The 26966-nt window shown below is 47.1% G+C and carries 31 protein-coding genes, 1 tRNA gene and 2 rRNA genes; 21 read left to right on the top strand and 13 right to left on the bottom strand.

Annotated features, from left to right (window positions below; translation table 11 throughout):
- The 10 genes from msrQ (at position 1) to fis (ending at position 8412) form a co-directional block, all read left to right on the top strand.
- Positions 1–600: a protein-methionine-sulfoxide reductase heme-binding subunit MsrQ gene (msrQ, locus tag D8682_RS17770; protein WP_121814802.1), complete on the top strand. Its 600-nt coding sequence runs from the start codon at positions 1–3 to the stop codon at positions 598–600.
- 232 nt (positions 601–832) lie between these two features.
- Positions 833–1285: a type II 3-dehydroquinate dehydratase gene (aroQ, locus tag D8682_RS17765; protein WP_034459855.1), complete on the top strand. Its 453-nt coding sequence runs from the start codon at positions 833–835 to the stop codon at positions 1283–1285.
- Between the two features lie 21 nt (positions 1286–1306).
- A complete protein-coding gene (gene accB, locus D8682_RS17760; protein WP_064543031.1) occupies positions 1307–1780 on the top strand; it encodes an acetyl-CoA carboxylase biotin carboxyl carrier protein in 474 nt (157 codons plus the stop codon).
- A 10-nt stretch (positions 1781–1790) separates the two neighbouring features.
- A complete protein-coding gene (gene accC / locus D8682_RS17755; protein WP_064543029.1) occupies positions 1791–3137 on the top strand; it encodes an acetyl-CoA carboxylase biotin carboxylase subunit in 1347 nt (448 codons plus the stop codon).
- 116 nt (positions 3138–3253) lie between these two features.
- Entirely contained in the window at positions 3254–3496 is a 243-nt protein-coding gene (locus D8682_RS17750; protein ID WP_064543027.1) for a YhdT family protein, read from the top strand.
- Positions 3486–4940 (top strand): sodium/pantothenate symporter, encoded by a 1455-nt coding sequence (gene panF / locus D8682_RS17745; RefSeq protein WP_064543024.1) that lies wholly within the window; start codon positions 3486–3488, stop codon positions 4938–4940. The genes D8682_RS17750 and panF overlap by 11 nt, the downstream gene beginning before the upstream one ends.
- Positions 4941–4951: 11 nt before the next feature.
- Complete coding sequence (gene prmA, locus D8682_RS17740) at positions 4952–5833, top strand: 50S ribosomal protein L11 methyltransferase (protein ID WP_121814801.1); 882 nt, start codon at positions 4952–4954, stop codon at positions 5831–5833.
- Between the two features lie 175 nt (positions 5834–6008).
- Positions 6009–6749 (top strand): carbonic anhydrase, encoded by a 741-nt coding sequence (locus D8682_RS17735; protein WP_121814800.1) that lies wholly within the window; start codon positions 6009–6011, stop codon positions 6747–6749.
- Positions 6750–7124: 375 nt separating this feature from the next.
- Positions 7125–8090 (top strand): tRNA dihydrouridine synthase DusB, encoded by a 966-nt coding sequence (dusB, locus tag D8682_RS17730; protein WP_034459869.1) that lies wholly within the window; start codon positions 7125–7127, stop codon positions 8088–8090.
- A gap of 25 nt (positions 8091–8115) precedes the next feature.
- Complete coding sequence (gene fis, locus D8682_RS17725; RefSeq protein ID WP_003855228.1) at positions 8116–8412, top strand: DNA-binding transcriptional regulator Fis; 297 nt, start codon at positions 8116–8118, stop codon at positions 8410–8412.
- A 696-nt stretch (positions 8413–9108) separates the two neighbouring features.
- On the opposite strand, the gene D8682_RS17715 is transcribed toward fis, so the two are convergent.
- Entirely contained in the window at positions 9109–9540 is a 432-nt protein-coding gene (locus D8682_RS17715; protein ID WP_121814798.1) for a hypothetical protein, read from the bottom strand.
- 552 nt (positions 9541–10092) lie between these two features.
- On the opposite strand from D8682_RS17715, the gene D8682_RS17710 reads away from it, so the two are divergent.
- The 4 genes from D8682_RS17710 to D8682_RS17690 all read left to right on the top strand — a co-directional run bounded on the left by D8682_RS17710 (position 10093) and on the right by D8682_RS17690 (position 13052).
- Positions 10093–10566 (top strand): PAAR domain-containing protein, encoded by a 474-nt coding sequence (locus D8682_RS17710; RefSeq protein ID WP_121814797.1) that lies wholly within the window; start codon positions 10093–10095, stop codon positions 10564–10566.
- Positions 10566–11945, top strand: coding sequence for a PAAR domain-containing protein (locus tag D8682_RS17705; RefSeq protein ID WP_121814796.1), 1380 nt, complete (start codon positions 10566–10568; stop codon positions 11943–11945). Before D8682_RS17710 ends, D8682_RS17705 begins: the two co-directional genes overlap by 1 nt.
- Position 11946: 1 nt before the next feature.
- Positions 11947–12333, top strand: coding sequence for a hypothetical protein (locus D8682_RS17700; protein WP_202914345.1), 387 nt, complete (start codon positions 11947–11949; stop codon positions 12331–12333).
- A gap of 290 nt (positions 12334–12623) precedes the next feature.
- Positions 12624–13052, top strand: a complete 429-nt coding sequence (locus D8682_RS17690; RefSeq protein WP_121814795.1) for a hypothetical protein — start codon at positions 12624–12626, stop codon at positions 13050–13052.
- Between the two features lie 258 nt (positions 13053–13310).
- Here the strand turns inward: D8682_RS17690 and D8682_RS17685 are convergent, their stop codons facing one another.
- From D8682_RS17685 to D8682_RS17665, 5 genes are all read right to left on the bottom strand, one after another.
- Positions 13311–13580, bottom strand: a complete 270-nt coding sequence (locus D8682_RS17685) for a hypothetical protein (RefSeq protein ID WP_121814794.1) — start codon at positions 13578–13580, stop codon at positions 13311–13313.
- A 531-nt stretch (positions 13581–14111) separates the two neighbouring features.
- Complete coding sequence (locus tag D8682_RS17680) at positions 14112–15473, bottom strand: helicase RepA family protein (protein WP_121814793.1); 1362 nt, start codon at positions 15471–15473, stop codon at positions 14112–14114.
- Positions 15470–15769 (bottom strand): DUF4222 domain-containing protein, encoded by a 300-nt coding sequence (locus tag D8682_RS17675; RefSeq protein ID WP_121814792.1) that lies wholly within the window; start codon positions 15767–15769, stop codon positions 15470–15472. Before D8682_RS17675 ends, D8682_RS17680 begins: the two co-directional genes overlap by 4 nt.
- Before the next feature lie 4 nt (positions 15770–15773).
- Positions 15774–15956, bottom strand: coding sequence for a hypothetical protein (locus D8682_RS17670; protein WP_121814791.1), 183 nt, complete (start codon positions 15954–15956; stop codon positions 15774–15776).
- The gene (locus D8682_RS17665) at positions 15949–16170 is read right to left on the bottom strand and encodes a host cell division inhibitor Icd-like protein (protein WP_238392777.1); all 222 of its coding nucleotides are present in this window, start codon (positions 16168–16170) and stop codon (positions 15949–15951) included. Before D8682_RS17665 ends, D8682_RS17670 begins: the two co-directional genes overlap by 8 nt.
- 300 nt (positions 16171–16470) lie before the next feature.
- Between D8682_RS17665 and D8682_RS17660 the strand changes: the two genes are divergently transcribed.
- Positions 16471–16860 carry a YlcI/YnfO family protein gene (locus tag D8682_RS17660; protein ID WP_202914344.1) on the top strand — a complete coding sequence of 130 codons (390 nt, stop codon included), beginning with the start codon at positions 16471–16473 and terminating at the stop codon, positions 16858–16860.
- Positions 16861–16924: 64 nt separating this feature from the next.
- On the opposite strand, the gene D8682_RS17655 is transcribed toward D8682_RS17660, so the two are convergent.
- From D8682_RS17655 to D8682_RS17640, 4 genes are all read right to left on the bottom strand, one after another.
- Complete coding sequence (locus D8682_RS17655; protein ID WP_121814790.1) at positions 16925–17143, bottom strand: AlpA family transcriptional regulator; 219 nt, start codon at positions 17141–17143, stop codon at positions 16925–16927.
- A gap of 88 nt (positions 17144–17231) precedes the next feature.
- Positions 17232–18128 (bottom strand): DUF6387 family protein, encoded by an 897-nt coding sequence (locus D8682_RS17650; RefSeq protein ID WP_121814789.1) that lies wholly within the window; start codon positions 18126–18128, stop codon positions 17232–17234.
- Positions 18125–19348: a site-specific integrase gene (locus tag D8682_RS17645; RefSeq protein WP_121814788.1), complete on the bottom strand. Its 1224-nt coding sequence runs from the start codon at positions 19346–19348 to the stop codon at positions 18125–18127. Before D8682_RS17645 ends, D8682_RS17650 begins: the two co-directional genes overlap by 4 nt.
- Before the next feature lie 560 nt (positions 19349–19908).
- Positions 19909–20175, bottom strand: a complete 267-nt coding sequence (locus D8682_RS17640) for a hypothetical protein (RefSeq protein WP_064543018.1) — start codon at positions 20173–20175, stop codon at positions 19909–19911.
- Positions 20176–20315: 140 nt separating this feature from the next.
- On the opposite strand from D8682_RS17640, the gene D8682_RS17635 reads away from it, so the two are divergent.
- The 6 genes from D8682_RS17635 to D8682_RS17610 all read left to right on the top strand — a co-directional run bounded on the left by D8682_RS17635 (position 20316) and on the right by D8682_RS17610 (position 26402).
- Complete coding sequence (locus tag D8682_RS17635; RefSeq protein ID WP_121814787.1) at positions 20316–21200, top strand: LysR family transcriptional regulator; 885 nt, start codon at positions 20316–20318, stop codon at positions 21198–21200.
- A 319-nt stretch (positions 21201–21519) separates the two neighbouring features.
- Complete coding sequence (locus D8682_RS17630; protein ID WP_121814786.1) at positions 21520–21741, top strand: hypothetical protein; 222 nt, start codon at positions 21520–21522, stop codon at positions 21739–21741.
- Between the two features lie 504 nt (positions 21742–22245).
- A complete protein-coding gene (locus tag D8682_RS17625) occupies positions 22246–23271 on the top strand; it encodes an amino acid ABC transporter substrate-binding protein (RefSeq protein WP_064543014.1) in 1026 nt (341 codons plus the stop codon).
- A gap of 70 nt (positions 23272–23341) precedes the next feature.
- A complete protein-coding gene (locus D8682_RS17620; protein WP_121814785.1) occupies positions 23342–24523 on the top strand; it encodes an amino acid ABC transporter permease in 1182 nt (393 codons plus the stop codon).
- Positions 24524–24532: 9 nt separating this feature from the next.
- On the top strand, positions 24533–25633 hold the full coding sequence (locus D8682_RS17615; protein ID WP_064543009.1) for an amino acid ABC transporter permease: 1101 nt from the start codon (positions 24533–24535) through the stop codon (positions 25631–25633).
- A 10-nt stretch (positions 25634–25643) separates the two neighbouring features.
- A complete protein-coding gene (locus D8682_RS17610; RefSeq protein ID WP_064514184.1) occupies positions 25644–26402 on the top strand; it encodes an amino acid ABC transporter ATP-binding protein in 759 nt (252 codons plus the stop codon).
- A 98-nt stretch (positions 26403–26500) separates the two neighbouring features.
- On the opposite strand, the gene rrf (D8682_RS17605) is transcribed toward D8682_RS17610, so the two are convergent.
- The 3 genes from rrf (D8682_RS17605) to rrf (D8682_RS17595) all read right to left on the bottom strand — a co-directional run bounded on the left by rrf (D8682_RS17605) (position 26501) and on the right by rrf (D8682_RS17595) (position 26862).
- Positions 26501–26616: ribosomal RNA gene (gene rrf, locus D8682_RS17605) — 5S ribosomal RNA — on the bottom strand.
- 39 nt (positions 26617–26655) lie between these two features.
- Positions 26656–26731, bottom strand: a tRNA-Thr gene (locus tag D8682_RS17600).
- A gap of 15 nt (positions 26732–26746) precedes the next feature.
- Positions 26747–26862 (bottom strand): 5S ribosomal RNA (gene rrf / locus D8682_RS17595).
- Positions 26863–26966: the final 104 nt, after the last annotated feature.

Genomic DNA, 26966 nt, shown 5'->3' with positions numbered 1-26966 from the left:
GTGCGATTAACCGCAAAACAGATAACCTGTCTTAAAGTCGTACTGCATCTCGCGGCCTTCTTACCTTTTGTCTGGTTGTTTTATGCTGCAAACCAGGGGCTTTTAAGTGCCGACCCGGCAAAGGATATCCAGCATTTTACCGGCAGAATGGCGCTTAAACTGTTGCTGGCGACGCTGCTAGTCACACCGTTGGCGCGATACGGGAAGCAGCCGCTGCTGATTCGAACCCGTCGGTTGTTAGGATTATGGTGTTTTGCGTGGGCCACACTTCATTTAGTCAGCTACGCCATGTTGGAATTGGGCATCAACAATCTGGCGCTACTTGGCCGGGAACTGGTCACGCGCCCGTATTTAACTTTAGGAATAATCAGCTGGTTGGTACTGCTATCATTGGCAACAACATCTACGCAGTCGTTACAACGAAAATTGGGGCCACGCTGGCAAAAGCTGCATAACTTCGTCTATCTGGTCGCTATCCTTGCCCCGATTCATTATCTGTGGTCAGTAAAGGTTATCTCACCGCAACCATTGCTGTATGCTCTGGGCGCAATCATCCTTCTGGCCTTACGCTACAAGAAATTCCGTCAGTGGCGGCGTTAACGAAAGATATGTGTTGTTCCCCGCAGAAAAGTGATCAACCTGGCCCCGTTTAGGGATATGAGTTGATCATCTTCCCTGATAAGACCAGTATTTAGCTGCCAATTGCTACGAAATCGTTATAATGTGCGACTTTGGTTTTTCTGACAGGCCATTTTCTGGCTCTGAAGGTGACAACCGAGCAACTTAGGTGTATTTTGTAAAATACCTACAAATTGCAGGAGATGGCAGCACGATGTCGGCTAATTTTCACATTTTGCTTTTGAACGGCCCGAATCTTAACATGCTGGGAACACGTGAGCCTGAGAAGTACGGCACGCTGACTTTAGCCCAAATTGTTAACTCGCTCGAAGAAGAAGCAAAAACGCTAAATGTCTCGTTCAGCCACCTGCAATCCAACGCGGAATATGAATTGATCGACCGAATTCATCAGGCTAAAGACACTGTCGATTTTATTCTGATTAATCCGGCCGCGTTTACTCATACGAGCGTTGCACTGCGTGATGCCTTATTAGCGGTAGATATTCCGTTTATTGAGATCCATCTGAGCAATGTGCATGCGCGCGAACCGTTCCGCCATCATTCATATCTTTCTGATAAAGCGGTTGGTGTCATCTGCGGATTAGGCGCTGACGGCTATTCATATGCACTACAGACGGCGGTAAAACGCTTGTCAAAATCCATCTAAACAAGAGTACGGAACCCACTCATGGATATTCGTAAGATTAAAAAACTGATCGAGCTGGTTGAAGAATCAGGCATTTCTGAACTGGAAATTTCTGAGGGCGAAGAATCTGTACGCATCAGTCGTGCACCGGCAAACACCGGTTACCCAATGATGCAACAGGCTTATGCTGCTCCAATGTACCAGCCACAGCCGCAACCTGGCCTGTCTAACGTTGTTGCACCTGCCGCTCCGGCAGAAGCACCAGCGGCTGCTGAAATCAGTGGTCACATCGTGCGTTCCCCAATGGTCGGTACTTTCTACCGCACCCCAAGCCCGGATGCTAAGTCATTTGTTGAAGTTGGCCAGAAGGTTAACGTTGGCGACACTCTGTGTATCGTTGAAGCAATGAAAATGATGAACCAGATCGAAGCTGACAAAGCCGGTGTGGTGAAAGCCATCCTGGTTGAGAATGGCCAACCGGTTGAATTTGACGAGCCGCTGGTCGTCATCGAGTAACGAGGCGATTATGCTGGATAAAATTGTCATCGCTAACCGTGGCGAGATTGCTCTGCGTATTCTTCGTGCCTGTAAAGAACTGGGTATCAAGACTGTCGCTGTGCACTCCACTGCGGATCGCGATTTAAAACACGTATTACTGGCGGATGAAACTGTTTGTATCGGTCCCGCTCCGTCGGTAAAAAGCTATCTGAATATCCCGGCAATCATCTCTGCAGCAGAAATTACTGGTGCAGTTGCGATTCACCCAGGTTATGGCTTCTTGTCTGAAAACGCCAACTTTGCCGAGCAAGTTGAACGTTCAGGCTTCATCTTCATTGGCCCGCGTGCTGAAACTATTCGTCTGATGGGCGATAAAGTGTCTGCAATCAACGCAATGAAGAAAGCTGGCGTACCTTGCGTACCAGGCTCTGACGGCCCTCTTGACGGCGATATGGATAAAAACCGTGCTCATGCTAAACGCATTGGCTACCCGGTTATTATCAAAGCGTCTGGCGGTGGCGGCGGTCGTGGTATGCGTGTCGTACGTAGCGATGCCGATCTGGAACAATCCATTAATATGACCCGTGCGGAAGCGAAAGCTGCTTTCAACAACGACATGGTCTATATGGAAAAATACCTGGAAAACCCACGCCATATCGAGATTCAGGTATTGGCTGACGGCCAGGGCAAAGCGGTTTACCTGGCAGAACGCGACTGCTCTATGCAGCGTCGTCACCAGAAAGTGGTTGAAGAAGCGCCAGCACCGGGCATCACGCCGGAACTGCGTAAATTCATCGGCGAACGCTGTGCTAAAGCCTGTGTTGATATCAACTATCGCGGTGCAGGTACTTTCGAGTTCCTGTTCGAAAACGGTGAGTTCTACTTCATTGAAATGAACACCCGTATTCAGGTTGAGCACCCGGTAACAGAAATGATCACCGGCGTTGACCTGATTAAAGAACAGCTGCGCATTGCTGCAGGCCAGCCGCTGTCTATCAAGCAAGAAGACGTTCATGTTAAAGGCCATGCGGTAGAATGCCGTATCAACGCCGAAGACCCGAATACCTTCCTGCCAAGCCCAGGCAAAATCACTCGCTTCCATGCGCCAGGTGGTTTTGGTGTGCGTTGGGAATCACACATTTACGCCGGTTACACCGTACCGCCGTATTATGATTCCATGATTGGCAAACTGATCTGCTTCGGTGAAACGCGTGAAGTCGCGATTTCTCGCATGAAAAATGCTTTGGCTGAACTGATCATCGATGGCATCAAAACCAACGTTGATTTGCAGACTCGCATCATGAACGATGAAAACTTCCAGCACGGTGGAACTAACATCCACTATCTGGAGAAAAAACTGGGTCTTCAGGACTAAGTTTTCTCAAGAAGTAACATCGTGATAAGGCCGGTTCTCCGGCCTTTTTCTTTTTTGATCCCCATCTTCTCGCTATGCGTTACAATCGCCGCTTTCCGCCAACTCAAGGGACAATAATGGACGCGCGTTTTGTTCAGGCCCATAAAGAAGCCCGCTGGGCGCTTTGGCTAACCCTTCTCTATCTTGCCGCATGGTTAGTGGCTGCTTACTTACCTGGTAATGAAATCGGCCCAACTGGCCTACCGCACTGGTTTGAAATGGCGTGCCTGCTGGTACCTTTGCTGTTCATTTTACTGTGCTGGGCAATGGTGAAGTTTATCTTCCGTGATATTCCTCTGGAGGATGATCATGCAGCTTGAAGTCGTATTACCGCTGGTAGCCTATCTATTAGTGGTTTTTGGCATTTCCATGTACGCCATGAAACGCCGCACCACAGGTAATTTCCTCAACGAATATTTCCTGGGTAGCCGCTCGATGGGCGGGTTTGTATTAGCGATGACGCTAACCGCCACTTATATCAGTGCCAGTTCATTTATTGGCGGGCCTGGAGCTGCTTATAAATATGGGCTGGGCTGGGTTTTGCTGGCAATGATTCAATTACCGGCGGTATGGTTATCTCTGGGTATTCTGGGTAAAAAGTTTGCCATTCTGGCACGTCGCTATAACGCCGTTACCCTGAATGACATGTTGTTCGCCCGTTATCAAAGCCGTCTGCTGGTTTGGCTGGCGAGTCTTAGCCTGTTAGTGGCTTTTGTTGGCGCGATGACCGTGCAGTTCATCGGTGGCGCACGCTTACTGGAGACGGCAGCCGGTATTCCTTACGAAACGGGATTGCTGATTTTTGGTATCAGCATTGCGCTGTATACCGCGTTTGGTGGCTTCCGTGCCAGCGTTCTCAACGACGCAATGCAAGGCATGGTGATGCTGGTCGGCACGATTTTGCTGTTGGTGGGCATCGTTCACGCAGCCGGTGGTTTGCACAACGCAGTAGATACGCTGCAGCATATCGACCCTAAACTCGTTTCACCGCAGGGTGCCGATGACATCCTTTCCCCGACGTTCATGACCTCATTCTGGGTGCTGGTCTGCTTCGGCGTGATTGGTTTGCCGCACACGGCGGTACGCTGCATCTCTTATAAAGACAGCAAAGCCGTGCACCGGGGCATTATCCTCGGCACAATTGTGGTCGCGATTTTGATGTTTGGTATGCATCTGGCGGGCGCGTTAGGCCGTGCAGTGATACCGGATTTGAAAGTCCCTGATTTGGTTATCCCAACGTTGATGGTCACGGTGTTGCCACCAATAGCGGCGGGAATATTTCTTGCGGCACCCATGGCGGCAATTATGTCGACAATTAACGCCCAATTGCTGCAATCATCCGCTACGATCGTCAAAGATCTTTATCTGAATATGCGACCGGATCAGATCACTAACGAAAGGCGTCTGAAAAGAATGTCATCGGTGATCACGTTGATTCTGGGTGCGTTGCTACTACTCGCGGCATGGCGCCCACCAGAAATGATCATCTGGCTGAATTTGCTGGCGTTTGGTGGGCTTGAAGCGGTATTCCTGTGGCCTTTAGTGCTCGGCCTTTATTGGGAGCGAGCCAATGCTGCGGGCGCGCTAAGTGCAATGATTGTCGGTGGCGGGTTGTATGCGGTGCTGGCGAGTTTCAAAATCCAGTTATTTGGCTTCCACCCCATTGTGCCATCCTTATTACTAAGTTTGCTGGCGTTCCTGGTAGGCAACCGTTTCGGTCAGCCGCTGCCTGCACCAGCACTCGTTCCAACTACTGATAAATAAAGAGTTTCGCTATGCCATGGATTCAACTGAAAATTAATACTACCGGCGCAACCGCTGAAGAACTCGGCGATGCACTGATCGAAAGCGGTGCTGTATCCGTGACCTTTCAGGATACCCATGACACACCGGTATTCGAGCCATTACCTGGCGAAACCCGTTTATGGGGCGATACCGATGTAATCGGTTTGTACGACGCTGAAACGGACATGAAAGAAGTCGTCGCGATTCTCGAAAACTGCCCACTGCTGAGCGTGGGTTTCCGTCACAAAATCGAGCAACTCGAAGATAAAGACTGGGAACGTGAATGGATGGATAACTTCCACCCGATGCGTTTTGGCCAGCGCCTGTGGATTTGCCCGAGCTGGCGTGATGTGCCAGACGTGAATGCGGTAAACGTGATGCTCGACCCAGGTCTTGCGTTCGGAACTGGCACTCACCCAACTACGTCTTTGTGCCTTGAGTGGCTTGATGGACTGGATCTGGCAGGCAAAACCGTTATCGATTTCGGCTGTGGTTCCGGCATTCTTGCGATTGCGGCGCTGAAACTGGGTGCTGCTAAAGCGATTGGTATTGATATCGACCCACAAGCCATTCAGGCCAGCCGTGATAACGCAGAACGCAACGGTGTTTCTGAACGCCTGGAGCTGTATCTGCCACAAGACCAGCCAGAAGCCATGAGCGCCGATGTCGTGGTCGCAAACATCCTTGCAGGGCCTTTACGTGAGTTAGCTCCTTTAATCAGCGTGCTGCCTGTTCAGGGCGGTTTCCTTGGGCTTTCTGGCGTGCTGGCAAGCCAGGCCGAAAGTGTTTGCGAAGCGTATCAGGACAAATTCACCCTTGATCCTGTCGCCGAAAAAGAAGAATGGTGCCGCATTACTGGTATCAAACGCTAAGTCCCCCTTCCCCCTTAAAGTGGCCAACTGGCCACTTTAAGTAAAAGTTAATACCTGATTTTATTGCCCCGCCATTTTTGCCCACTCTTTCCTGAAAACCGAGTTTTACAATGCGCCGCTTCAAACATGTCAGTTAAACGACGCTATTTAATAAAATTTATCAGGGAATGAATCAATGAAAACCACTTTACGCACGCTGGCAATTCTCACTATGGGAATGCTGCCCGCTTTAGCCATGGCCTCTCACTGGAGTTACGAAGGTGAAGGCTCGCCAGAACATTGGGCCGAAGTCAGCCCAGAAAACCAAACTTGTAAAGTGGGGATGAATCAGTCGCCAATTGACATCAAAAATACGCTAAAAGCGCATATCAACCCGCTAAAATCTAGTTATGTAGACTCCCCTATCAACATCATAAATAACGGCCATACTATCCAGGCGGGTTTCGCAGCCAGTGTGAAAGATGTGGTGACAATTGATGGCGTTCCTTTCCAGCTTCAGCAACTCCATTTCCATGCGCCAAGCGAAAACACTCTCAATGGCAAACATTTCGCCATGGAAATGCACCTGGTGCATAAAAATGCTGAGGGAGAGATTGCCGTCGTCGCAGTGATGTTTGAAACCGGGACTGCCAACAGTGAACTCGCTAAACTCTGGCAGACGATGCCAGCCAAAGCCGATGAAAAAGCAGAATTAAAACAAAAAATCGATGTGAACAAATTACTACCAGAGGATCTGTCCCATTATCGTTTCAGCGGTTCGCTAACCACTCCACCCTGCTCTGAAGGTGTACGCTGGCTAGTGATGAAGCATCCTGTGACACTCTCGGTGCAGCAATTGAAACAATTCACCACAGCAATGCATCATGGAAATAACCGCCCAACACAACCCTTGCATGGCAGTGAAATTGTTGAGTAAACCACTTATTGCGGGGGAGTAAACTCCCGCTTTCTCGTTTATTGCCCCAAGGTCTGAATAGACGAATCCCGGCACCAAAATGAGACATTCCTCGCAGAAAAATGCCAAAACTGCTGAACAAAGCAGCAGTTTATCTGGCGCTTTGCGCCTAAAATAATGTTAATTGCTTTCCAATTTCACTAAAAATGAAAAGAGCACAAAACAACCACCTCAAGCTAACACAATGAAATTAATCATTAATTTATTTATGCTATCGCACAGGATGCGGATTCATTGATCTACGACAGCTGATTGTTCAAAGTTTGGCCTTTCATCTCAGGTCAAAAATGCGTAATATACGCCGCCTTGCAGGCAAGTATGGTCATTTCTTAACTCATGCGCATTGGACAACACCAGCTCAGAAATCGACTGATTGCAGCACCTATGGCTGGCATCACTGACAGGCCATTCAGGACGCTGTGTTACGAGATGGGGGCCGGACTGACTGTTTCCGAGATGATGTCCTCTAACCCTGAAGTTTGGGCGAGTGATAAATCACGTTTACGGATGGTGCACGTGAATGAACCAGGTATTCGCACCGTGCAAATTGCCGGTAGTGACCCTGATGAGATGGCAGAGGCCGCACGTATTAACGTGGCTAATGGCGCCCAGATTATTGATATCAATATGGGATGCCCGGCAAAGAAAGTGAATCGTAAGCTCGCGGGTTCAGCACTTCTGCAATACCCAAGTCTGGTGAAATCTATCCTGACAACGGTAATTAACGCAGTGGACGTGCCTGTAACGTTGAAGATTCGCACTGGCTGGGATACGGCGCACCGTAACTGTGAAGAGATTGCCCAACTGGCTGAAGACTGTGGCATTCAAGCTTTGACGATTCATGGACGCACACGCGCCTGTTTATTTCAGGGCGACGCTGAATACGACAGCATTCGGGCAGTTAAGCAGAAAGTTTCCATTCCGGTAATCGCGAATGGTGACATTACTGACCCGCTTAAAGCCAGAGCTGTGCTCGACTACACAGGGGCTGATGCTCTTATGATAGGACGCGCGGCTCAGGGAAGACCCTGGATCTTTCGGGAAATCCAGTATTATCTGGACACTGGAGAGCTGCTTCCTCCCCTGCCTCTGGCAGAGGTGAAGCGCTTACTTTGTGGGCATATTGGGGAACTACATGACTTTTATGGTCATGCTAAGGGATACCGAATTGCTCGCAAACACGTTTCCTGGTACCTACAGGAACACGCTCCAAATGACCAGTTTCGGCGCACATTCAACGCCATTGAAGATGCAAGCGAACAGCTTGAGGCGTTGGAGGCATACTTCGAAAATCTTGCGTAATTAGAAATAAAGAGCTGACAGAACTATGTTCGAACAACGCGTAAATTCTGACGTACTAACCGTTTCCACCGTTAACTCACAGGATCAGGTTACCCAAAAACCTCTTCGTGACTCCGTGAAACAAGCACTGAAGAACTATTTTGCTCAACTGAATGGTCAAGATGTTAGTGATCTGTATGAGCTGGTATTGGCTGAAGTAGAGCAGCCATTGTTGGACATGGTGATGCAATACACCCGTGGCAACCAAACCCGCGCTGCCCTGATGATGGGCATCAACCGTGGCACGCTGCGTAAAAAATTGAAAAAATACGGCATGAACTGATATTAATCAGTTAAGTTGTTGTTTAAAAAGGCGCTACTCGGCATGGGGGAGCGCCTTTTTTGATGCTCGTGATACACCACGTGATACACGGTGCGATGTATGACCGTAAACAACAGTGAACAAAACGGAACGTATTAATTAATTTCCAGCAGAAATGAACATGTGCCGATAGTGGATGTATAGAGTCCGATACTCAGGTCTGGTGAACTACACCAAGTTTTCTGGCAATTGAAAATGGCTTGAATAGTGTGTAATGCGACAACCAAACAAAAGGTACTTCCGGAGAGATCTGAACGCCGAGGGGCTTTAGACGCGCAAAAGTGTGCTATTTATGAAAATTTTCAAGGAATGTATTTGCCGGTTTCTTTGGGGGTAATTTGATGGCAACACAAGAGGAGGTGGCGCGCCATATTTATGTTTCAGAGAGTGCGTTGCAAAACCTTCCAAAATTAGCTGGTTCTCCCAAACCACGCGGGCTGCGGGATATGATGTGGACGCATGGCATCTGTTTTACATCGATGTTTTAGACAGAAAATCCAGCTCCGAAAACCCTTGAACAAACCGGCAAATGAACCGGCAAATGCTGCTGACGAGCAAGGTGAAGACATGGCCTTATCCATTGGTATAACTACCCCGGTGGATGTCACAGCCAACCCCAGAGGAATTTGGCTGGTATTCATTTATTCATATGGTGTATTACACCTTCGCGTGAGCCAGGTTTTTGGTAAATTCCTGCCGATATTTTTGCACACTGGCGACGGATGAACCACGACCAGCAGCAATGCCTCTGGCAAAGTAGAAGCCAGCATACGCCTCAACCTCACCGATACCGATACCTGCTATGTATGTTACGAAATCATCAATATTGTGCTCGGTTGCATCGATGTCAGCATACTCACGACCGAGGGCAATACACTGAACTCCAGTTAAATTTCTCAGCTTCATTTTTTCAGCATACTGTGCACCGACGCGCCACCACATTGTAATGCCAGGGTGGTACTGGTGTGATTTGCCACGATCCCCCTCAATGCATGGCAAGCCCTGCTTAGTCCAGGCGCGGATAGTTGTTCGGTCTACACCAAAATTATCTGCAAGCTCTTGTTGTGAAACTAAAAATGTTGAATTCATAAAACCCCCTTTGTTTATATTTTAATCAAGTGGTGGTGGAGTGTTTTTTTCTGGAGAGCTCGTAAATAGCGCGGTTTTGCGCGTCTAAAGCCCCTCGGGACGTTCATATTCTGGAAAGTACCTTTCACCATCAACCATGGTGATTTTCACAACGGTTGAATGCTGGAGGCTCCCTGCGGTAGGTAACTACCAGCATTAGTGTAAGTCGGATTACGTCAGTGAAGAGTAACGGAAATCGTTATACCTGCCTTGGATGATGATGTGTTGTTAAGTAGCTGTATTTATTCCTAAGTGCTTTTTTGCACTTTGGCTGATACTGCCGAACCCGAATACTGCTCATCCCCATTCCTGCGTTTATCCATAACGGATGAATCTAAGAATGTCAGTGAGTTATGTCCAGCCTCTCCCCATGGCATCGTCAGGCCATGACCACGACGCGTAATTACCACTTGTTACAAAACGTGGTTTTGCTTAAGTCTGATAGTTATTGCTCTTATGGTTGTGTTTCGTACTATGCAGGTGAAAATATTTCCATAATAAGCAGAGGGAGTTATGCAGCAATACACCAACGAAATCACGCCCGAAATCCGTGAATCGTTTTCACATCCACCCTACGGCGAAGACCTGTTAGCAAGCTGTGACAGCGAAACACGAAAAGAGCTTGAAGAAATCAACAAGCAACAAGTCAGTCGCCCGTTAGCTTACATTTTTCGATTCGCTACGGCAGGAAGTCTCAGTCGTAACGGTGGAGAAATTCGCCATGCATCCGGAGGCAGCACGGCAGGCGGGTATCAGGTGGCACGAGTTGGGGATAAAGTGATGTACGCCGACGGCAGTGAAGCCACTATTGTTTCTGGTTCAGGTGAAGCGCGTGTTATGCAAGGGGCATCTGCTGCACTTGTTGGCAGTATGCTTGATAACGGCGATGAAATAATCTCGACTCCGCAATCCAGCAATATCCTGGTATTTCGTGAAGGTGACAACCTCCCGGAAGGATTATTAACCATGTCCGGGAGTAAGCACTAATGGCAAAAGGATATTACCTGTTCAGAAGGGACAAAACAGAGTGCGGCGGTGTCATTGCCGGGGGTTGTAGTAATCATCAACATTTCGGTAAAGACATAGCCTGTGAAAGGGATGAAGTGACATGCGGCAAACACCCTGGCAAATACATGATCGCCGGAGGTATCCGCGACAGGGTTCATGGTAATAGAATTGCAGGTACGTTACACAGCGTGAGCACCTGCCCCTGCCAGGCTCGTTTTATTCCATCAGTTTTCACCGATTACTATGAGCTGGACGGCGTAGCGACAGGAACACACTCCGATTTATCTCACCTTGTCGATATCCCTGAGCTACCGGAACCCATTCAACACGCACAGTCCGCAAAAAAAGAGCCAGAACCCAAAGGCGTCGACGCGGGTTTTGCCGTTATCCCCTATGGAGGCACAACAGAAGGCTGGCAACGTCTGTTATTCTCCGGACAACCTCCAGCAGGAGCCAAAGAGTTGTTTGCTGTGCTGAATATCGCAGGTAATGAATACAAAGCCGGCTCTATTATGCTGCTGGTTGATCCTGATAAGCAGGACAGTGAGCAAATCGCCCATATGCAGGCGGCAAAAGAACGTATTGACACCGCGTTAGCGCCACTGACACACCAGGAAGCGAACTTCCTGCATCAGCATTACGCCACGATAGCCAATTTCACCAGCATTGCAGAAAAAGGGATTGGACTTGCGGCTGAACCGGTCAAAAAATACTTCGAGAACATCGAAAAAATACTCAATGAGATTCAGGAGACCTACAAGAACACCTATTTAACACGCGGTGCGTTGATAGGTGAGCAGTTCCATGTAAGACGCAGCCAGTTATTCAAAGAACTTGATACCGTGCTTAAAGTCGGCTTCCTGAATAAAGCGATGAAATTGGGTGAATACACGAAAATAAAACATGCCCTTGGCCTGTCCACCAGCTCTATCACACATCAGTGGAATGAAACAGGAGTCAGGGACATTGACGGTTATGCCACACATATAGAGCGAGCTGCAAAATATACAAAAGCGATGCAATATGCTGGCTATATTGGTATAGGATTTAGCGCTTTGCATTCAATGAATGAAATAAACGCGGCATGTTCAGTAGGCCGTGAAGACGAATGTAGCAAGAAAAAATATACGGAAGTAGGGAGTTTTTCTGGAGGGGTCGCTGGCGGTCTAGTAGGTGGCGCTATTGGCATGGGCGTATGTTCACTAGTTTTAGGTGCTGCAACAATGGCAGCTGGCGGTTCTGGTGCATTAGCCTGTGGAATAATACTCGGCGCTTCCGGCGGTTATGTGGGAGGGGAACTAGCATCACCCGCTGGCGAAACGATTGGTGAATTTATCTATGGCACGGTAGGTAAATAAAATGAAAGCTATACTTACATTGCTTTTTTTATTATTTATTGCTTCTACTATTTTAGCATTTGGGTACTCGACGTTTAAAAACAGACAGCACAAAACATTATGCAATGCTTTCCATGAAAAATTTGGATTCATACCAGGAGGAATAACACTAGCTCAAGCTGGTGGCATATTTTTAACCTTCCAGAAAGATATTTATTTTTTGTGTATTCTTATTTTCAGTAAAAACAATTTCATTGTTAGAGATGTAAAATCTGAACACTATGATTTTATTAATTCACTACCTAAAGAAATGACCCGATGGATTAAAATAAAATTCTCACTCCTGCTGGTTAGTGTTGTTTTTCTTCTGGCAGAATCTGTTCTCTATTATATATTCATTAAAGCATAGCATGTAGTTATTCTAATACTTTGTCAGCGTGGCGGCGGGCAGCCCTACGGATTCAGGAAGGCGGGAAGATGAATGTACCAGGAAAAAATATACTGAGATCGGTAGTTTTGCTGCGAGTAATGTAGGCAGTGTATTTGCTGGTGGTTTTGCTGTCCCACTTTGTGTTGCTATAGGTATTGGCACCGCTGGCGTTGGAGGAGTTGCCTGTGTTGTTATTGCTGGAGCAGGTTTAGGCTTTCTTGGTGGGAGCGCAGGTGGTGCATTAGGTGAATTGGGTGGGGAGCAGTTATATGAGACTTTCGGTGATTGATTTTATCGTTACGTACCGAAATGCAATTAGTGGAATTTTAATGATTCTCGGCATAATCGCATACATTGTCTATGCCATCCACTACGTGAAGACAAAACAAAAATTCATCGATCTGTGTACCTTATTTGTTGATAAATTTAATGCGCGTCCTGCGGAAGTGCTCATTTATCAAGATAGTGGAGTATTTTTTTCGTTTATGAGAGATGCTTTTTATATCAAAGCTCTTTATTTCAAGGAAAATGCATTCCATACGAGAGATATGGACAATGAACAGATCCGCTTTATTAAAAATCTTCCAAGAGAATATACCGACTGGCTACGAGTGAAAGTGCGCATTTCAATTGTTGGTGCCGTACTCTTACTTTTGATGCTTGCGACCTACTATTTACCTCCTCTACTCGTGAAATAAAATAACAGGAAAATAGCCAGGCAAGGTTGTCACCTGGCTATTACTATCAGACTCACCACAACACCCTGTGCTATTGCTCACAAATCGGGTGAAAAACAACCAAGACATAATGTTTATTGCGTGGCGTTCCTTCGCGCTTTGCCAGCACACTGACGGTAATCAGTGCCACCTAGACCAAATCAAAATATTTCATGAGTACCCCGCGTTAATTACCCAGGGCGATAATAACAAAAGCCCGTGCCGATGGCAGGCCATGACTTACTGCTGAACCGGGATGAAGATAACGCCCGACCGCCTGACACCAATCACCCCAGAACGCACCAGCTTGTCCAGCCATTTGCCAAACGATTTGTAGCCCCTGTCGCCCAGCATGCCTTTGATGTCATCACGTAAAACAGACTTGTTACACGGCTCACCGTTAGCCATTCGCTCTTTGATACGTTGCCAGAGTGTGATGTGGTTATCCGTCAGGTTTTTAACGTCAGACAATTCCGGGTCTCTCACGCTGATATAATCCGGTAATGGCATGACGTTACCCAGACGTTCCTGTGTGTTGTGCTCAAGGTACCAGGCAAAGCAACCAGCATTATCAGATAGCCTGAATTTACCCTTTGGAAGATAAAGCAGCTCGCAGTTCTGGTCTGTTGGCGTTATTCCGCACTCACCCGTAAGGCAGGGGAGAATAAGACGACTAGCCCACCCCTGTGTTTCTGCCTAGCATACTGCCCACGCCGCAACGGGGGAAAACCATTTCTTTCCATCACCTTCCGAAAACATCGCCCACCAGCCTGGTATCACTGGCGTAAGACTCAAAATTTCGTAATCGTTCATAAAAAGCCCTCAATGCATCTGGTTACAATCAGTTATTTGCCGCACCTGCCGCACTTCATGCCGCATATTGAGCAAGAAAAATATTGCCGCACCTGCATGAGCAGTGCGGCAAGCTCTAAGCCGCGTGGTGTCTGGTTTTTTTGACGTTTGCCGCACTTCTTCTGTATATATACAAGCAAAGTGCGGCAACAGGGTTATTTGCCGCACCTGCCGCACTATTGCCGCGTTTTACCCCCTTCCGAGTGGGGTTACCACGCCAGCAGAATCAATGGTGATCAGCTCGTCACGCTCCAGCTTTTCTAACCACCGGTGAAAGGATTTCCTGCCCTTATCTCCCATCATGGCTTCCATATCGTCACGCAGTATGGCGCGGGTACATGGCTCACCTTTGGCTATCCTGCTGCGTATACATTGCCAGAGGGCCGCGTGGTTACCGGTCAGGTTGTTAACCCCTTCCAGCTCCGGATCAAGGCTTCGTGGCTCACGTGGAATATCCATCACCACCAGCGAATAAATTTGCTCTCCATCTTCATCGGTGAACAGCTCTGCCGTTCTCAGGTCGTAAGCGCTGGTGGCAGGCTCCTCGGAATCTTTCATTTTGGTACACGTCAGTATCAACGCACCGCCGTCATCTTCGCGCCTTACGTTAAACTCAACATCCAGCGCCGCACGGAAAGCGCTCGAGCCTCTTGCCCCTTTGGTATCGTCTTTACCTGAATGGTGAACCACCAGCAGTGTAGCGCCCGTTTCACGCTTGATATGGTCACAGCCTTCGATAAACGCCCCCATATCACGAGCGTCATTCTCGTCATTCCCACCAAAGCAACGCGCCAGGGTATCAATCACAATAAAGCGCACCGGCTCACCGGTTGTGGCTTCCACCTGCCGGGCGGCAAGGATGACCTGGGTAACTTCTTCACTGCGAACCGGAAACACCGGACGGTTAACCAGATATAGCGCTGTCAGTGATTCACCGGCGTTATAGGCGTTCTCCCATGCTTTCACACGGCGTGGCACACCTATCCCGCCCTCCCCCACCACATAGAGCACTGAACCACCGGCTACACGTCTGCCCGCCCATTTTTTCCCCGCTGCAATATGACAAGCCCATGACACCGCCAGAAACGATTTATAAGAGCCGCTCGGCCCGTAAATACTGCAAAGACTATTGGCGGGCAGGTAACCTTTTAACGTGAAGTCGAGCTGGCGATCGTAACCGGCAGAACCCACGCTAAGGGGAAGTGTAGTTTTTCTTACCTCAGGTGGCACAACCGGAAATAACGCGCTTATCCTGCTGTCCGTCAAAATTCCCTTAGCCACCTCAACGCCCAGCACCTCCTCCACCAGCGTAAAGCGATTGATGCGGGCCTTCTCTGGATTGTTACCCGGCAACAGGCCGCGCTCCTGTATGGCGTTATAGCCCTCAATGCGCAACTGCTCGAGCTGGCGAATGATCGCCCCTTCCGGTGCATCCTCCGCGGTCTGCTTAATGGCGGCGGCCAGCGTCAGGCGGTCAAGTTCTCCACCGTGCTGCATGAAGCGGTACAGGCACGAAAAAACGGCGTCAGGTATTTTTTTAGCCATGCTCATTTGCTCGCCCTCAATGCGTTAATCAGTGTGCGTAAATTTTTCGCCATTTCCCGCGGGCTGGTGGTGGTCGCCCATTCGGTCAGGGTGTTTGGCTTCGCACAGGTAAACTCCCGGCGTAGTCTGTCTGGTGAGCAAAAACACGGATGTGTGTAACCTTCCCGGATGTACGCCACGCGGTTTGGTGTGCAGTGCGTGATGGTGATTTTTGTCCCATGGCTGTCTTTCCATTTGTCGCCTGGACGGATTTCAGATTGAGCGACGCCCTCAGGCTGGGCCTGATTAAGTTTCTTTTTCATGGTTTTATTCCTTAGCGGCGTTCGCTAAATCGTGAAGTTGTCCGGCCTGTGCTGTCAGTTCGATAAATTCATCGACAGAAGCGACAAGCACCCGTTGAGGTAATACTGTCTCGCTGATAACTGCACCGTTCCTGATGGTCACCAGTACACGGATGACATGATCGGCTGGAAGAGGTGAATTAACCATGAAGCACCCCCGCCATTTCCTGAACGGATTGCCTGATATCGGTACCGATCATCGTCCATAGCGTGAAGCTCTCAGGGTCAGCCCATCCGGTGTTAATCGTACTTTCAGTGCGAATTTTGGCGGCGAACGTTAAATCCCATGAAGAGAACTTAGCGCAAGCCTCTTCCTCACTATCAGCTACGGTGCGCAGGGTTACGGGGGTAATCCCGTCCATTCTTCGCCCTTTGGTGTGCCCAGAAATAACCAGGTGAATTTCTGGCGCAGCTCCGGTGTGATACACTTGCTATTAGTCATAATGTTTCCCGATGTTACGTTGTGATAAGACGCCCTGCCCGTGTTGCTGCACTGGTGGGGCGTTGTCTTTTGGTCACTCAATTTGAGCCTCCAAATCATAATGACTACACTTATTAATTTGGTGTAGTCAAATCCTATACTACTTTGACTACACGTCAACCTTTTTTTGACTACACTTTTCATGTACTATGCCTACACTTTTCATAGAGGAGTAAGACAGATGGCTACAGGCATGAAAAACGCAAAGTCACAAATGATATCCACACGTGTACCGCATGAGCTCGTTGAGGGTATTGAAGCTGTTAGGCACAACGGTGAGTCAATGCCATCATTCGTTATCGCTGCCTTCCGTAATGAGATAGCCCGCCGAAAACTCGGCGAAACGAGTGAAGATGCTCTGATATCAGCCCTCAATGCACTGGCACGAGTAAAAGAGATTGGCAGTAAAGCCGGGGAAGAAATTAACGCACTGATTAGCGCAGCTGAGGATGGTTTAAGCCAGCGCAAACAGCTCAGCCAACTGGAACCCGCAAAGGAAGAAGAGCCAGAACCAACAGCTCCTCTGGTAGAAGAATCACTAGGGCACCGGATCAGACGCAGCAAATTTTGATTAGCAGGTAAACAGCCGCAAGAAGATCGGCTGATAGGCATCCGGCAGGGTTGGCGCTTCATGATTACGCCGCCTGGTTATCAGAAGTGATTTTAGTACGACTGGCGAGCCATTCCGTAACCTCGGAAAGCATCCAGCCCATAGAACGGCCACCGAGCTGGCGGCGGGTAGGGAAATTACCGGCTTTCTCCATCACGTAGCGGGTTGTGCGTGCCAGTCCTGTAAGTTGCTTACATTCCCGCTCACGCACAATGCGATCTGGTGTTAAATCTTGCTTGTTCATTAATGCCCCTGAGTGTTTATTTTCGTTCAGGGGCATTCTTCCAACGTTCGAAGTTAAAAAAACTATAAAAGATAAATTATTTTTTTATTCAACTATCATCACCAATTCTATTACTTAGAATTTCCACAAATGCCTTATGCCTGTAATTTTCGCTTTTCAATTTTGCAATAAAAGGCATGATTGTTTTATTATAGGAAAAAACATCTTTTTCCCCATCAGGGAACACGATTAGTAACAAAGCGGTTGTATTTATTTTTAATTTTGACAAAGACAAATAATTTAACACATCAAGAATTGGAATTACCTTATATTCAATAACCCGTTTCCTTAAATGCACCCACCCTTTGTACTCAATTAGTTTATTTACTTCAATACCGAGTTCAGACCTCCATAATGGAAGGAGCTTTGATATTTCTTTAATTAATTCACTATCAGTGCGCGTTAAGTCCAAGGAAATATTTATAGAATCATCACAGTCAGTTACTTTATCAATACTTTCCATATTAAACCTGAAGCTGTCAGCTTCGCTGTTTATGGCAGTATCATTACAATCACTATTTTGTTGAGAGAATTCATAATCTTCATCAGTAGGAAGAAGTGCGTAACCAGCACCAGCGCCTTGCAAAGCAATTTTTTCAGTCAATAGACGCAAATCAAGCCTAGACAGTGGTTCAACAAACATCCCCCCTGCAAGATGTATATACTCGTCGGAAATAACATCACAATCATTTTTTGCATATTCAAAGTCATCAGCAAGGATTACGTATTTCATTAACTTTTCAAGGTCATTATACAATAACTGAATTTCACTATCATCGGTTTCACTTACTGACTCAATAGACTCCATAAGCATATACCTGAAGCTCAATTGAGCCAGTAACTCCATATCATCTAAATTATTAAGACATTCATAATTCACTATAGAAAATGCACATTTCTTTATAAACGGAATACTTAAAAAATCATTTTTTGTTTTTATCTTCATTTTTTAACCTGCAATAAAATAATATTCTCATGATTGCCTGCTAGTACATCGAGGCGCTCCATCCAGATATTCAGGGCATCCAGTTTTTCGGGCAAATATTGGCTTTTGTTGTACACGGCCATAACGCCTGGCATGGTGTGGCCAAGGAGCTGCTCCACCACGTGTGGCGCTATGCCTAAATTATTTAGCGTGGTGGAGAACGTGCGGCGCAAGTCGTGGAGTGACCACGGAGTTTTATGACCAAGGCGTTTATAGATGCCTCTTCCCCACTGGCTAACGTTGGATGACTCCTTTATCTCACCCAGTAACAAGCCGCTGTCTTTGTGCTGTTGGTGTAGTGTCTCGATAAACGACCGCAAAGCCTCCGGTACCGGCCTGAGAATCTTCACGCCACCTTTGCTGTGCTCTTTGGGTACCGTCCAGATCCATTTCTTTAAATCCCATTCATCCCAACGAGATAAACGCGCCTCCTGCGAACGGCAGCCAAACACCACCAGCAACCGTAGCAACGCCGCGCTGTAGGGTTTAAATTTCTTCTCAGTACATGAGCGCCAGATATCGCCGATCTCGTCGTCGTCGTGCTCCCTGTCGCCTACCTCCTGCTTTTTCCCGACACTCTGAATAGTCAGATCGTCCAGGGCGTTGCTGGTGGCATAGCGGCGAACGCGGCAAAACTTGAGCGCCTGCTTACACATCTGGAGTATGTAGCCGGCTGCGACGGGTGAATCCTGTTTGGTTCGGTCGAAACATTCTAACCAGTGGTGTGTTTCACACATGGATAGCGGCAGAGAGCCGATATAGGGGTAGATATGCTTTTCTAATTGCGCCTGATGGCGTACCACGTTGGCGCGGTGTTCTGTTGCATACTCTTTTATCCAGTACTTGAGCGCATCACTCACGGTGACGGGCTTAAGCGTTTCCTGCACCGTTGCATTGAGCTGGTGCTTTGGTGCTTTCCCTTCAGCCAGCCATGCCCGACATTGCTCCCGCCGCTCACGCGCCAGTTTCAGACTCATATCAGGGTAGTTTCCGAGCTTCAACCGCTCCAGCCTGGAAGCACGGCCACCAATGCGATAAGAAAACACCCAGCTAACAACACCAGAACGTGACACCCTCACACTGAGGCCGTCACCATCGGCAAAATTTTCTTCTTTTTCTCGATCACTATTTAGAAGGTTCTTTAATTTTTTATCGCTCAGCTTGTTGGTGCTTCCAGCCATGAAAAACCTCAGTTCATATTTTCCACGTGATACACCACGTGATACACCGTTGAGTGTATGAAGCTAAACGAGTATGAACAAGCTGGAACAAGAAAATAAATATTTCCGTTTTATATCAAAAAGATGAAGAACATTGCGGAACAAGCTAGAACGTTAAAAAACAGCACTTGTGATAATACGGCATGAACTGATATTAATCAGTTAAGTTGTTGTTTAAAAAGGCGCTACTCGGCATGGGGAAGCGCCTTTTTTAATCTCTGAGAGTATCAAAATAAGCCTGGTTCTTCCGGGAAGTGGAGTAGATAAAGGAACTATGGGTTGTTGGTGGTCATGGAAGAAAGTTATTTATCAGGGAAATAGCGTTCCATGCTAAGAAATCCGGGGAATTATGACATCAACTGCATTTATATGCTTAAATCTTAATTATGAAAAATGGTACTCAACAATCCTTTAGACGAAATGACATTATTGTTGATTTAAAACTCACAAAACAAATGAATACAAAACATAATATTCACCACGTGAATCAAGTTATTAATTGAAACAACTTACTTCATTTTTCAATGAGTAAATTCATTTCCTTCCAGTAACTTTTGCATTAGCCTTAACTCCTTCTTATATACATATCTTAATTGTTCTCCGAAAGGACGGGCATCATGCGAATCGAAAAAAACCAGACAAGGAAATGATTCTGGTAACGATTCTTGCAGGATAGACTCCAGTTCTTCGTCAGTGAATATTGAGGGGTTCAGAGGGCAGCTGTTAATACGCAGATAATCTTGTATAAACCATTTTTCAAACTTGGACTTATCGGTCAGGAGTTTCATTAAACCTTCTTTTAATTTGCGCGTTGAAGGCCATTATTAGGCCGTCTTCTGGACCAATACACAATAGAAGTTTTTAGAAGTCGCGCTTTAAAAAACTTTATAACACATAGTAAATATATGATTTTATAGGAAGTTAACTTGTGAGCAATAAATTCGACTACAACCTAATCAAAACGCTGGTGATGATTTTTGAAACAAAAAGTATGACTAAATCAGCTCAGGCACTTGGGATATCGTCGCCGACACTAACATACTCATTAAATAAACTACGTGATTATTATCATGACGTCCTTTTTATCAAATCAGCCAGAGGGCTAAAAGCAACTCCAGTTGCCAGCCAGCTCTATCCATCCTTTAAGAAAATTGACGAAGAAATATCACATTCAATTATGATTAGTGGTAGCAACCAAACAGAAGTATCTAACATATTCATTCGAACCAATACTATGATTGAATATTATTTAATGAATAAATTGCTAAAAAACAATAAAATATCCGATCAGGTATCATTCACATTTAATAACCGTATCATGCTCGAAGATCAGCGGATTACCGCTTTGGTTTCAAGAGAAGTGGATATTGATATTGGTTCTGCAATTAAATATAACCACTCTTTCATTTCTACAAGGATTGCCCAATCTAAAATTATTGGTTTGTGTCGTATGGGGCATCCGAGAATTAAAGATAACTTAAGCCTTGAACAATGGATGAACGAAGAACATGCCGTCCTAAGTTCAGCTGAAACCAATGCGTACCTACCCGAAAAACTGTATGCAAACTCTCACCAGAGGATTATCCGTTATCGATCAAACTCTCTACTCAACATGCTGCATTGTATTGAAAAGAGTGACTTTGTCATGTTCTTCCCTGAATTTTTACTAAAACACATTCCTGAGTACTTTAATCTTCATTGTGTCACTATCCCATGGATGGAGAAAGACACTCTGGATATCTACGCCTACATTCATAGTAAGGCTAAAAATGATGAACGACTTAATCGAATCATAGAATTGTTGAAGAACTGATAAATAATCATAACATATTGATTGATTAATATTTTTTCCAAAATATGATAGTTCCTTACCCGACATAACTGATTGTCGCGACATAAGATTTTTATTGTCTGAAAATTATCATCCTTCATTTTCTCTCCATATTTACCTGCCTGAGTTCGTTTTTCTCCACTTTGTTTACACTGCACATGAATTGCAATTATTCCCCGCTCTTCACCAGACTTAGCGTAGTGATAAAGTTGCCTCATTCACCCCAACAGGTTTTTAGATAACTCTGTAGCCCTGGTGCACAAGTCGTCCCTGGACGGGGTTTGGGTTAACGAGGTTCCATATGAAAAAGCTCATTGCCGCTGCGTTGCTTTCTACACTTCTGGCGGGTTGTGCGACTGACTCGCCTTGCGTACCGGTCTATGACGACCAGGGGCGTTTAGTGCATACCAATACCTGTATGAAAGGTACGACTCAGGATAACTGGGAAACCGCAGGCGCAATCGCCGGTGGTGCCGCTGCGATTGCAGGTTTAACGCTGGGTATCGTTGCGTTAACTAAATAAGTATTCCGTTCGAATCAGCAACAGCGCGCCTGACCAGGGCGCACTTTTTTATTGGGAAAATCCGTCTGCATCGTTTAAGTGCAAGCAAAAATAGGCCCTTCCTTTTTTAGTCATCAGCTCTGCTTTTTTAGCGTGAAACAAATCACTCAGTTTCGTACTTTTTTGTTTTGTTGCATCAACAGCCGTGATGCCTCTCACACCCCTGCATTAATAGCACCCCAGCTAATATTAACGTCAGAAACTACTTCTTTTCATATGATCAAAAACTGAAACTTTTTGTGCTGAAATGTGGCGTAGGTTTCATTTTTGCACCGTTTCAGGGCGCTGTGTGCGATTTTTCCTGTCTACACTCAGCTAACTGCAACGCGTGGTACACGCATACCGCGACTCGCAATCTTGGCACTCCCTTTGCTTTAACCAGACTGGCAGATGCCACAGACAGGAAAAACGACGCCACGCTAGCGTCAATACTTATAACGATAATTTCGCCACACAGGATGCATTATGAAAAAGACAATACTCTCCACTCTGGTCGCAGCCGGTGCATTATTCGCAATCGTCGGCCAGGCTCACGCTGGGACCACGTTTGAAGCGGTAAAAAAGAAAGGTTTTGTGCAATGTGGGATTAGCGATGGTCTGCCAGGTTTTTCCTATGCTGATGCCAATGGTAAGTTTACCGGCATTGATGTAGACGTTTGTCGCGGCGTTGCGGCTGCGGTATTTGGTGATGCATCGAAAGTGAAATACACCCCACTGACGGCGAAAGAGCGTTTTACCGCGTTGCAATCGGGTGAAGTGGACATTCTGTCACGTAATACCACCTGGACTTCCTCACGCGATGCCGGGATGGGCATGATGTTTACTGGCGTGACTTATTACGATGGCATCGGCTTCCTGACGCACAACAAAGCAGATCTGAAGAGCGCTAAAGAGCTGGATGGTGCGACTGTATGTATTCAGGCTGGTACTGATACTGAATTGAACGTGGCCGATTACTTCAAAGCAAACAATATGAAGTACACCCCAGTGACGTTCGACCGCTCCGATGAATCAGCGAAGGCGCTGGAATCAGGCCGCTGCGATACTCTGGCTTCCGACCAGTCACAACTCTATGCGCTTCGTATCAAACTCAGCACTCCAGGCGAATGGGTAGTTCTTCCTGAAGTGATTTCAAAAGAACCTTTAGGCCCAGTAGTCCGCCGTGGTGATGAAGACTGGTTCTCCATTGTACGCTGGACTTTGTTCGCCATGCTGAACGCCGAAGAAATGGGTATTGATTCTAAAAACGTTGACCAGATGGCCGCTAATCCAACAACACCAGATATGGCACACCTGTTAGGTAAAGAAGGTGACTTTGGTAAAGACCTGAAACTCGACAATAAATGGGCGTACAACATCGTCAAACAAGTGGGTAACTACGCTGAAATTTTCGAGCATAACGTAGGCTCTGAAAGCCCCCTGAAGATCAAACGTGGACAGAACAACCTGTGGAACAAAGGCGGTATTCAGTACGCACCACCGGTTCGCTAAGCGAGACGTCAGAAATGGGCACTACTGTTGTAGTGCCCAAAGTTTGAGTTTATGTAACTGAGGTTCGCTTATGCCCCATCGCCGTCCACTCGTAAAAGGGGATATCTCCTTTTCAAATCCTGCGGTTCGTGCGTGGCTGTATCAGATTATTGCGGTCGTCATCGTCGCTGGCATCGCCATGTACCTGATACACAACACCGTCACCAACCTTAGCAATCGTGGCATTACCTCCGGTTTTGCATTTTTGGATCGCAGCGCAGGCTTCGGTATCGTTCAGCATCTCATTGATTATGAACAGGGTGATACTTATGGCCGGGTATTTGTGGTCGGCCTGCTAAATACCCTGTTGGTTTCTGCGTTATGCATCGTATTCGCTTCTTTTATCGGCTTCTTTCTCGGTTTAGCCCGGCTTTCCGATAACTGGCTTCTACGCAAACTTTCTACTTTTTATATCGAGACATTCCGCAATATCCCTCCTTTATTGCAGATTTTCTTTTGGTATTTTGCGGTACTGCGCAACTTACCTAGCCCCCGTCAGGCGGTTAATGCCTTTGATCTTCTCTTTCTGAGCAACCGTGGGCTTTATATTCCTTCTCCGCAAATTGGTGAAGGAGCACTGGCCTTTATTGCTGCTATTGCGGCTGCATTGGTCCTTTCTGCAGGACTGTATCGATATAACAAAATGCACCAGATAAAAACTGGGCAATTGCGCCGTACATGGCCTTTCGCTTTGGGTTTATTGATATTGCTGCCGATTGTTGCTCAATGGATTTTCGGCGCAGCACTGCACTGGGATGTCCCAGCTTTGCGCGGTTTTAACTTCCGTGGCGGCATGGTACTTATTCCTGAGCTTGCGGCATTAACTCTCGCTTTATCGGTTTATACCTCCGCTTTTATTGCCGAAATTATTCGTGCCGGAATCCAGTCTGTCCCTTATGGTCAGCACGAAGCGGCGCGCTCATTAGGGATACCCAACCCGGTCACATTGCGCCAGGTCATCATTCCTCAAGCCATGCGCGTGATCATTCCACCGCTCACCAGTCAGTACCTCAATATCGTGAAAAACTCCTCTCTGGCGGCCGCTATTGGCTATCCGGATATGGTTTCGTTGTTCGCAGGAACAGTACTCAACCAGACCGGTCAAGCCATTGAAACCATTGCCATAACGATGTCGGTTTACCTAATTATTAGCCTGACTATTTCGTTACTAATGAATATCTATAACCGGCGAATTGCCCTGGTTGAGCGCTAAGGAATTACGATGACAAAAGCATTAGTGTCACATCACGCGCGCCCAAAGGCTGTTCGCTCAGGTGCCGTACAGTGGGCTCGTAAGAATCTTTTTTCCAGCTGGTCTAATAGCTTACTGACTATTTTCTGCTTGTGGATGATGTGGGAACTGATTCCGCCATTGTTGAATTGGACGATTTTCCAGGCTAATTGGATTGGTGATAGCCGTGCTGACTGCACAAAAGAGGGGGCTTGCTGGGTGTTTATCCACGCACGTTTCGGGCAGTTTATGTATGGGTTATACCCGCATGATCAACGCTGGCGAATTAACCTTGCTCTGCTCATTGGCCTGGCTTCTATCATCCCAATGTTCTGGAATGCGATGCCTCGCCGTGGCCGTTACATCGCCGCATGGGCAGTCATCTATCCTCTGGTTGTTTGGGGTTTGCTATACGGCGGCTTTTTAGGTCTGGATCGTGTCGAAACTCGCCAGTGGGGAGGGTTAACTTTAACGCTTATCATCGCGTCAGTGGGGATTGCCGGTGCGTTACCGTTGGGGATCTTACTGGCCTTAGGCCGCCGTTCGACAATGCCCGTGGTTAGAATTTTGTCGGTGGTCTTTATCGAGTTCTGGCGTGGCGTACCGTTAATCACCGTCTTGTTTATGTCATCCGTCATGCTGCCACTGTTTCTTTCTGAAGGGACAAGCATCGACAAACTTATCCGTGCATTGGTTGGCGTGATCCTTTTCCAGTCCGCTTATGTCGCAGAAGTTGTACGTGGCGGTTTGCAGGCGCTACCAAAAGGGCAGTACGAAGCCGCAGAGTCTCTGGCACTGGGATACTGGAAAACCCAGGGATTAGTGATCCTGCCGCAGGCATTAAAGATGGTCATTCCAGGCCTGGTTAACACCATCATTGCACTATTTAAAGACACCAGTCTGGTGATCATTATTGGTTTGTTTGATCTGTTTAGCAGCGTACAGCAAGCCACTGTTGATCCTGCATGGCTGGGGATGTCGACCGAAGGCTACGTCTTCGCAGCCCTCATCTACTGGATTTTCTGTTTCAGCATGTCGCGTTACAGCCAGCATCTTGAAAAACGTTTTAACACCGGACGAACACCGCACTGAGGATGAATAAATGAGTCAAATTACTATGCAACCCGCTGATGCGATGATCATGCTGGAGAATGTGAATAAATGGTACGGACAGTTTCACGTACTGAAAGATATCAATTTGAAGGTACAACAAGGCGAGCGCATCGTACTGTGCGGGCCTTCAGGTTCAGGTAAATCCACAACGATACGCTGCATTAACCATCTGGAAGAGCATCAACAAGGACGTATTGTCGTTGATGGCACCGAGCTCAACGATGATTTGCGTAATATTGAGAAAGTCAGGACTGAAGTCGGGATGGTTTTCCAACACTTTAACCTTTTCCCACACCTTACAGTGTTGCAAAACTGCACACTTGCGCCGATTTGGGTGCGTAAAATGCCCAAGAAAGAAGCTGAAGCACTCGGCATGCATTATCTGGAAAAGGTACGAATTGCTGAACATGCGCATAAATTCCCGGGGCAAATCTCCGGTGGGCAACAGCAACGCGTAGCGATTGCTCGATCACTCTGTATGAAACCGAAAATTATGCTATTTGATGAGCCTACTTCTGCACTGGACCCAGAGATGGTTAAAGAGGTGTTGGATACCATGATTGGCCTGGCAGAATCAGGCATGACAATGTTGTGTGTAACGCATGAAATGGGTTTTGCACGGACGGTTGCTGATAGAGTGATCTTCATGGACCGGGGGGAAATTGTTGAACAGGCTCCTCCAAATGAGTTCTTTGCCCATCCAAAATCAGAACGCACGCGAGCATTTTTGTCTCAGGTTATTCATTGATATTTATAGATAAAGGTCACTTTCGTGGCTTTTATCTTTTTTACAACGATCCAAAACAAAAAGGCCATCCTTGCGGATGGCCTTTTTGTTTATTTGGAGCCTGGCAGTTCCCTACTCTCGCATGGGGAGACCCCACACTACCATCGGCGCTACGGCGTTTCACTTCTGAGTTCGGCATGGGGTCAGGTGGGACCACCGCGCTACTGCCGCCAGGCAAATTCTTTATCAAGCCGCCGAACTTTAACCTAAAAACTGGTGCTGATACCCAGAGTCGAACTGGGGACCTCACCCTTACCAAGGGTGCGCTCTACCAACTGAGCCATATCAGCACGCTTTAATTTGGAGCCTGGCAGTTCCCTACTCTCGCATGGGGAGACCCCACACTACCATCGGCGCTACGGCGTTTCACTTCTGAGTTCGGCATGGGGTCAGGTGGGACCACCGCGCTAGTGCCGCCAGGCAAATTCTGTTTTGTTAACCGTTGCGTTATTCACACAACCATCAACTTAATCTCGGTTCAAGCTGAAAATCAAAATGCTTAGTCTCTCAACCAAAACACCTTCG

This window comes from Buttiauxella sp. 3AFRM03 (assembly GCF_003675305.1).
Lineage (GTDB): Bacteria > Pseudomonadota > Gammaproteobacteria > Enterobacterales > Enterobacteriaceae > Buttiauxella > Buttiauxella ferragutiae.
This window is presented reverse-complemented; position numbering and strand designations above follow the sequence as displayed.